Origin of the sequence: Odoribacter sp. N54.MGS-14, from assembly GCF_000980295.1 — a bacterium.
GTDB lineage: Bacteria > Bacteroidota > Bacteroidia > Bacteroidales > Marinifilaceae > Odoribacter > Odoribacter splanchnicus.
Map to the genome: position 1 here is coordinate 21209 of NZ_LARL01000037.1, position 8745 is coordinate 29953.

6 protein-coding genes are annotated in these 8745 nt (G+C 43.0%); 4 read left to right on the top strand and 2 right to left on the bottom strand.

Features of this window, described 5'->3' with window-relative positions; translation table 11 throughout:
• Positions 1-7: 7 nt before the first annotated feature.
• Positions 8-913: a helix-turn-helix domain-containing protein gene (locus WS42_RS08810; protein WP_022160374.1), complete on the top strand. Its 906-nt coding sequence runs from the start codon at positions 8-10 to the stop codon at positions 911-913.
• A gap of 503 nt (positions 914-1416) precedes the next feature.
• On the opposite strand, the gene WS42_RS08815 is transcribed toward WS42_RS08810, so the two are convergent.
• Both WS42_RS08815 and WS42_RS08820 read right to left on the bottom strand, forming a co-directional pair.
• Positions 1417-1692, bottom strand: coding sequence for a hypothetical protein (locus WS42_RS08815; protein WP_046405927.1), 276 nt, complete (start codon positions 1690-1692; stop codon positions 1417-1419).
• A gap of 332 nt (positions 1693-2024) precedes the next feature.
• On the bottom strand, positions 2025-2585 hold the full coding sequence (locus WS42_RS08820) for an RNA polymerase sigma factor (RefSeq protein WP_013611438.1): 561 nt from the start codon (positions 2583-2585) through the stop codon (positions 2025-2027).
• 91 nt (positions 2586-2676) lie between these two features.
• Between WS42_RS08820 and WS42_RS08825 the strand changes: the two genes are divergently transcribed.
• The 3 genes from WS42_RS08825 (at position 2677) to WS42_RS08835 (ending at position 8714) form a co-directional block, all read left to right on the top strand.
• The gene (locus tag WS42_RS08825) at positions 2677-3849 is read left to right on the top strand and encodes a FecR family protein (protein WP_046405466.1); all 1173 of its coding nucleotides are present in this window, start codon (positions 2677-2679) and stop codon (positions 3847-3849) included.
• A gap of 86 nt (positions 3850-3935) precedes the next feature.
• Positions 3936-7271: a SusC/RagA family TonB-linked outer membrane protein gene (locus WS42_RS08830; protein WP_046405465.1), complete on the top strand. Its 3336-nt coding sequence runs from the start codon at positions 3936-3938 to the stop codon at positions 7269-7271.
• A gap of 12 nt (positions 7272-7283) precedes the next feature.
• A complete protein-coding gene (locus WS42_RS08835; protein ID WP_046450991.1) occupies positions 7284-8714 on the top strand; it encodes a RagB/SusD family nutrient uptake outer membrane protein in 1431 nt (476 codons plus the stop codon).
• Positions 8715-8745 lie beyond the last annotated feature (31 nt).

The following is an 8745-nucleotide window of genomic DNA, read 5'->3' on the forward strand; positions in this document are numbered from 1 at the left end:
AGGACAGATGAAAAAGACGTTGGACATCAAGAGCGTGTGCGAATGCAACCGCCGTTTGGGATGTAAAACACTGCATCCCCAGGCAAGTATCATCAATCTGGAACACCCGGATTTGGAGCAGGAGGCCGTGAAATTCGAATTCTATGCCGTGCTGCTCATCGAAGAATGCCCGGACGGCTGTGGCTGCTGCGGTCGCAAGTATTACGACTATACCAATGCCACGATGGTATTTCTCAAACCCGGGGAAATTTTCCGCATGAACGAAGCGGGCGTGTTGCCGGACAAAGGGTGGCTGTTGGCGTTTCATCCCGATTTACTGTACCGTACCTCACTGAAAAATCATATCAGGAACTATACGTTCTTTTCTTATAACAAGGAAGAGGCATTACACTTGTCCGGACGGGAAACGGCAACCATTACGTGCTGTCTTGAAAATATCGAAGAGGAACTGCACCACTCCATCGACACGCACACCGCAACCATTCTCTCACGGCATATCGAGTTGATGCTGGACTATTGCACCCGTTTCTACGAGCGGCAGTTCATCACACGCGAGAATAGGAACAAAACTGTGCTCGAAGAGTTGGAAACCCTGCTCGATGACTATATCGCCTCCGGCAGGTTAGCGGGGGCTCTGTTGCCTACATCGGAATATTGTGCCACAGGGCTGGGCCTATCCGTCCCTTATTTCAACGATTTGTTGAAATTCGAAACCGGCAAGACGTTGGATGAGTATTTCCAACTGCGACGGCTTGAAACGGCTAAAAGGATGTTGCTCAAAGCGGAAAACACCCCGGCCGTCGTAGCACGGCGGTTAGGCTATGCCAGTGTGCAATATTTCAGTCTGTTATTCAAAAAAATTACGGGCATCGCTCCTAATGAATACCGGTGTATTTTTCCAACTCACCGATGATCAGCACAAGCAACCACTGACGGGACAGATCCAGCACCAGATCCTCACTCATATCCTTCAAGCATAGTATCCATCCACAATCCCAATCGCTATGATAACAATCATAAAGATCGTCTATCGTCAGTATTCCGACTTGTTTTATCTTACATCCCCTACACGGTAATTATCCGACCGTCATATTCCTCCCGACGGTGCCAGATCTTGTCATCCCAGCTTACTCCTTGTCCCGATTGAAGACGATGAAATGGCCCTCGCTCACATCACCGCAGCAGTCCATATACCATACCGTCTGTTCCAGGCCTTTCGCGATGGTCTTATTCAGATCGCCACGTTTGATTTTCAGTTCCAGCACAATGCGATGTACGGGGCCGCCGTAACCCAGGAATCCGCATTCTCACGGAAGAACTGCCGGAAATCCGACAGTAATTTTTCCATATTGATGCTATTGTCAGGATTCATGTACCATGCCGATTGCTGGATCAGTCCGCTTTGAGTGGTCCACGTCAGTTCGCGGAGGATGATTTCCCTGTAAATGGCGTTGGAAATACGCAAGGGCTTCTCGCGCTGACCACATTCCGGTTCACCTCTTCCACGTTGTTCCGGGAGGCCTGCCCCACCTCGACATTGGCATAGACAGCATAAAACTCGCCACGGGCATTCAGATAATCATGCAAAGCCAGCAGGCAGGACGTTTTACCCGTCTGACGAGGAGCATGAAGTACAAAATATTTCCGCTGATAAATCAACGATTCCAACTCTTCCAGAGCGATACGCGTCAACAGATCGATATCATAGTGGATATCAGGCTGAATTGGACCTGCCGTATTGAAAAACTTCGGTACTCGTATCCTACTTCAGCGTTTAGGTGCAACAGTTTAGGCAAAATACAAAAATTCATTCACTTTACAACAGGAACAAACCGTTTTTATCCACATCAATAAAGAACCGGACAGCCTGTTCCTCTGCTATTTTAAGAGATTTTCTTATCATTTATTTTACTCGGGTTAACCGTCGATTCTGTCAAAGCACACAAAAAACGAGGGAAACAAATATTGAAGGAAAGGCTGAAAGGTTTAATGGCCTTCTGCCGGGCAAAATTCCTGCAACCGCACTATACGCCGAAAAGTACAAGTTTGAGATTATTCCGCAATATCGCCATGGCCCGTTTGAAATGAGTCTTCACTGTAGTTTCTGCAATATCCATCTGTGTTGCAATTTCTTTAATCTTTTTCTTCTCGACAATATGAAGTAATACGACTTCCTTTTGTTTTTCAGGTAATGTATCCAGAATAGTTTTCAGACGTTCATGAATATCTTCATCGATTTCCGGATCTTCGATACCGGAGAACAACATCGCTTCGATGATTTTATCCTGATGCTTACCTTGAATTTCCAAATCCCGCAAATAATTCAGGCAATTATTCCGGATAATACCGAGCATATAATAAAATACAGGTTGTTTTTCATCATATCTTTCCAGGTGATCCCACAAAGACAGAAAAGCATCCTGTACCAAGTCTTCCGCTTGTTTCCAGTCGTAAAGATAACGCATGGCATAATGCTGCAAAGGCAGAAACGAAGTTTTATACAATTCATGAAAAGCATCCAGATCTCTTTTTTTTATCCGAAGCCCTAAATTACTTTTTTCTATGTATTGCTCTATTCTTGCCATGATATTTTCGGCAAAGATAATTTTTTTCTATTATACGGTGTCCTCCATTTTTAGATTCCAAGTTAATTATATAAAAAAGAAAGCGTGGTCTATGGAAAAAAATTCGATTCGTTGGGAAATATTATTGAAAGGCGCCCGCGGAACATTGTCTCCTGAAGAAGAAATCATTTTTCAAAAGTGGTTGGCCCGGGATATACGACATAAAGCCTATTACGAGAAAATGTGCCGGGTTTGGTCGTCGGACAATACAACTTACGATTTGCATACCGATGTGGCTGAAATGATAGTCCGTTTTGACGATTATGTCCGGAATAAGCGGAAAGTAAGGCGCCGGAAGATACTGAGGAATGTATACCGTTCGGTAGCCTGCCTGTTGATTCTGCTGACTGTAGGTGGAGGGATCATGTTGTTGAAGAGAGACAAACGGGAAATGGAAACTGCAAACCGGATTGCCGGATCTATCTTGCCGGGCCAGGGGAAAGCCATTATTCTTCTACCGAACGGCGAAAAAGTAGATATCGCTTCGTTAAGCGATTCTTTATCCTACCGGACAGCAGGCTTTACGGTCGAAAAAGATTCCGGAATAATCAGATATATGAAACAACAGCAAGCCCGGACAGATTATCACACGATCGTTATACCGATAGGAGGAGAATATCAGGTGAAGCTGAGCGACGGGACGATGGTATGGTTAAATTCAGATTCGCGGTTGAAAATTCCGACGGCCTTTGTGGGAAACGAAAGAAGAGTTTTTTTATCGGGAGAAGCTTATTTCGATGTAGTGAAAAATGACCGTAAACCTTTTATCGTCGAAACAGATTTAGGGAATATAAAAGTTTATGGAACAGAGTTTAATGTAAAGCGTTATTCCGCCGACAGACAATTGAAAGCAACTCTGGTGGAAGGCTCCATCGGATTCAGTAACGATCATGTAGCAGAACTGAAACTTCAGCCCGGCTATCAGTTAAGCCTTACCGAAGGGAAAAGTGAACCTACTGTGGAAAAAGTAAAGGTATATAATGAAATAGCCTGGAAAGATCAACGCTTTTGTTTTGAAAACAGAACCCTGGAATCGATAGCCCGGGATATGGAAAGATGGTATAATGTAAAAATCGTTTTCAAAGATCCGGTATTGCAACAGCTGCAATTTTCGGGTTCTTTGAGCCGGTACGGAGAGATTGAGACTTTACTGCATTTTTTTGAAGAAAGTGCAGATATTACATTTGAGATCGATCACCATACAATTACTGTAAAAAGAAAATAAAAAAATAGAGAATGCTTCTGCAGTCGGCAAACTTTAGAGCGCATTCTCTACACATTCATTCATATTAACGAACTAATAACAAATGTATGAAAAAAAAAGCACCTGACAGGTATTTCTTACCTGAATTCTTAAGAAAAATGTTAGCGGCAGTGTACTTGCTGTTCATTGTTTCGTTGTCTTATGCGGCGGCAGATAATGACACCAAACTGATCACATTTGCCGTGAAATCTGAAAATTTAAATGATGTTCTGATTAAATTTAAAGATCAGACCGGTGTCGATATTTTATTTAACAAACAACTTATCGGAAACCGGAAGTGTAATGATTTTGAAGTCGTAAATCAACCTGTTGAGGTGATACTGAGCAAAATCCTGGAAGGTACAGGGTTTGTTTTTTCGAAAGTGGACGGAGTGTATGTCATCAAAAAAAGTACAGAAAAAATCGTTCAACCGGTAGAGCCCCTAGCGATTTCCGGCGTAGTGACCGACACGGATGGAGCACCCTTACCCGGAGTGACCGTTTTGGTAAAAGGGACTTCTTTGGGAAGTGCAACCGATACAGAAGGGAAATTTAAATTATCACTTCCTTCACAAGAAAATGTAGTCCTGGTATTTTCGTTCGTCGGCATGCAAACCAAAGAGGTCCCTTATAAAGGCGAATCCGAAATAAAAGTGACCCTGCAAACCGACGTAACTGAAATGGAACAGGTTGTCGTTACCGGTATTTTTACCCGTAAAACAGAGAGTTATACCGGTGCTGCAACGACCATAAAGAAAGAAGAACTACAGAAAATGGGGAACCAAAATGTTTTACAATCCCTGAAAAGTTTAGACCCGGCTTTTCATATTATAGAAAACAATGATTTCGGTTCGGATCCGAACAAAGCCCCCCAAATTCAGTTGCGTGGACAACAATCCATGCCCGATATAAAAGGGACTTATAATGGTAACCCCAATCAGCCGCTTTTCATTTTGGACGGTTTCGAAACAGATATTACAACAGTTTACGATTTGGATATGAACCGGGTAGAAACGATTGTATTACTGAAAGATGCCGCAGCCAAAGCAATATACGGAGCCAAAGCGGCCAATGGCGTAGTGGTCATCGAAACCCGTCAGCCGAAAGCCGGGAAGATGAGGATATCATACAAAGGAGATCTGAGCCTGACGATTCCCGACCTGACAGGTTATAATCTTTGTGATGCACGTGAAAAATATGAAGTAGATAAGGCACACGGCCGTTATTCAGATCCCTGGTTTTGGGAACAATATCTGAACCAGATCAAATCGGAAATAGAACGTGGCGTGGACACAGATTGGCTGGCCCAACCTTTACATACCGGTATCGGACACCGGCATTCTCTGTATTTGGATGGAGGAGACGAACATTTACGCTATGGCGTAGACTTGCTTTATAATGAAATCAAGGGGGTGATGAAAGGATCAGACCGGCAAACGTTCACGGGAGGAATTACCCTGGCTTACCGTTATAAAGACTTATTGTTCAGAAATCAGTTGAGTACCACTCTTAACCGGGCCAATGATTCTCCCTATGGTTCTTTCGACGAATATGCAAAACTGAATCCCTATTGGACACCTTATGATGAAAACGGGGATTTGAAGCAAATTGCCGGTTCTACCGGAGGAGGAGGCCTGGTTGGGGTAACCTGCGGGAATCCGCTATGGAATGCTTCTATCGGTACTAAAAATTTCAGTAAATATACCAGTATTACCAATAATTTTTATATCGAATGGCAGGCTTTGACCGCATTGAAGTTTATCGGACGTTTGGGGTTATCGAAAACCCTCAATGCAAGGGAAGACTTTTATCCGGCCTCACATACCAGATTCCTGGGATATTCGGAAGATAAATTTTTTGAAAAAGGCACATACAGTAAACTGGAGGGAGAAAGCAGCAATGTCAATATGGATATAACAGCCAATTATTCCTTATTATTAGATAAGCATCAACTTTTTCTGAACCTGAACTACAAGATGGAGCAAAGCCGTTCTGAAGAAGTTACTTTCACCATGGTCGGTTTTCCGAATGACAAGAACGGTTTTATCACTTCGGGTCTCGGATTCAACAAGAGCGATTATCCTCCTGTCGGCAATGAGTCCATCAGTCGTGAAATAGGTGTTTTGTCCGCTTTAAACTATTCGTACGACGATCGTTACCTGGCCGATTTGTCCTGGCGTGCCAGTGCGTCTTCCCGTTTCGGACAAGATAAACGGTGGGGACAGTTCTGGTCGGCAGGTATCGGATGGAATTTTCATAAAGAACATTTTATGGAACAGGCAGAATGGCTGAAACAATTTAAACTACGTGCCTCAACCGGTTATACCGGAGCCCAGAACTTCAATCCATATCAGGCTTTAGCCATGTTCAGTTACAATCAGACCCAAGCCTACGACAACTGGATCGGTTCTCATTTAATGGCCCTGCCCAACGATGACCTGAAATGGCAGAAAACCCAGGATTACAATATCGGATTCGACCTGAATCTCTGGGGACGTCTTATGATTGTATACGATTATTATGTGCAGCAAACCAAAGATCAGTTGCTGGCCTTGACTGTTCCTCCTTCTATGGGATTTACCAGCTATATGGAAAATATCGGAAGTACGGAAAATAAAGGAATGGAACTGAAGTTAAATGCCCATTTGTTGTATGATGTGGAAAACGACCGTTATTTAAGTACTTCTTTCTCTATTGCCAAAAATACGAATAAGTTGAAAAAAATATCGAATGCGTTGAGAAGTTACAACGACGAGGTCGATAACGAAATATTGGATGGAAATACCAACAGACCCCAGACCCGTTTTATCGAAGGTTCGTCTATGAATGCTATCTGGGCTGTCCGTTCTCTGGGTATCGATCCGGCTACAGGAGATGAGATTTTCCTGACAAAGGATGGAGAAACAACGACAGAATGGAAAGCCGAGGATCAGGTGGTTTGTGGCGACGCCATGCCCGAATGTTCGGGTACTTTCGGAATAAATATGGATTACCGGGGAATTTTCCTGAACATGTCTTTTTATTATCAATTCGGCGGTCAGACTTATAACCAGACCCTGGTCGACCGGGTCGAGAATGCCGATGTCGGACTGAATGTCGACAAACGAATTTACAATGCCGTTTGGAAAAAACCGGGTGACCGGGTCGATTTTTCTTATAATCCTCACAGGCTGACTAAACCCAGTTCCCGTTTTGTACAGGATTTGAACGAATTGCGTTTGTCATCTTTAAACGTGGGATATGATTTCCGGCATTGTGCATTCCTGAAAAAGAGCCGGTTGCAACAATTAAAGGCCAGTTTTTATATGGATGATGTGTTCCGGGCTTCTACAGTGAAAACAGAACGCGGGTTGACTTATCCGTTCGCCCGTACTTTCTCGTTCTCTTTACAAGCAACCTTTTAATCGATGAATACAATGATACGAATACAAAAAACAAAAAATATACTCGGCATTTTGTTCTTTTCCCTGTTGAGTGTTTCCTGTCAGGAATGGCTGGATGTCAGTCCGAGTACGGAAGTAAAATATGACGATCTGTTCAGTTATAAGAACGGTTTTAAAGATCAATTGACCGGAGTATATACCGCTTTATGTTCGGAAGAACTTTATGGTGCCCATCTCGGTTTCGGAATGTTGGACGCCTTGGGACAACAATATTACTGGAATCAGGAAGCCGGAACTTATTATTACCTGCATCGTTTTGTTTATGACAATCCGAAAAGCGAAGAAGTGATCAACAGCATCTGGAACAACATGTATAATGCGATCGCCAACGTCAATATTCTGTTACAGGGCATCGAAGACCACCGGGGAATTCTTGCAGCCGATGAAGAAAAAATCTACGAAGGGGAAGCTTATGCATTACGTGCTTTTCTGCATTTCGATCTGCTCCGTCTGTTTGGCAAAAGTTATGTGAGCGGGGCCGGTGAAAAAGCGATTCCTTATGTCAGCAAAATTTCGAAAGAAATAACTCCGTTATCTACGGTTTCTGAAGTCCTTGATTCCGTAATTACGGATTTGGAAAAAGCAGCCTTTCTATTAGAAAACGATCCTGTCAGAACCGGAGAAGCGACGACATCTTTTTTGGGAACCCGGAGTTTTCATTTCAACTATTACGCAGTCCGGGCTCTGATGGCACGTGTTTATTTGTATAAAAACGATAAGGTCAATGCCCTGAAAAATGCTACGGAAGTAATCCTTTCCCACAAATATCCGTGGGTAGAGAAAGGCCAGGTAGCGACAACGACCCGTGATAACCGTGACGGAATCTTTCTGACGGAATGTATCCTCATGCTGAACAATACGAGATTAGAAACGATAACAGAAACATACCTGAAAAAAAGCGAAAACAATACGGTGGGTAATTTACTTGTCACCCAGGCAGAAGTGAGGGACGAAATTTTTGAAAATACTTTGTACGGTGGCAGCGACTGGCGGTATATCTATTATTTCGAACCTATCGACTCTTATTATGTCAATACTAAATTATGGCAAGTCTCTTCCAATTACAATAACCGTCAACCTTTGCTACGTATCAGCGAAATGTATCTGATTGCTGCCGAATGTGCAGGTTCGAAAAAGGAAGCCCTTGAATATTTCAATACCTTACGCCAACACAGGGGTTTTGAGGTTACTGACGATTTGAAAGAAGAAGATACGACCGATGAAAAATTACAAACAGCTATTGGTAAAGAATACCGTAAAGAATTTATAGGAGAAGGGCAATGGTTCTTTTATTGCAAGCGTACCGACCAGGCAACACTACCTAATGTACAGGTACCTTTCAGCAAAGCTTATTATGTGCTTCCGATACCTGACCAGGAATTAGAATATGGAAATAGAAATTAATGAGAAAAGATTATGAAGAAACATTTTATAT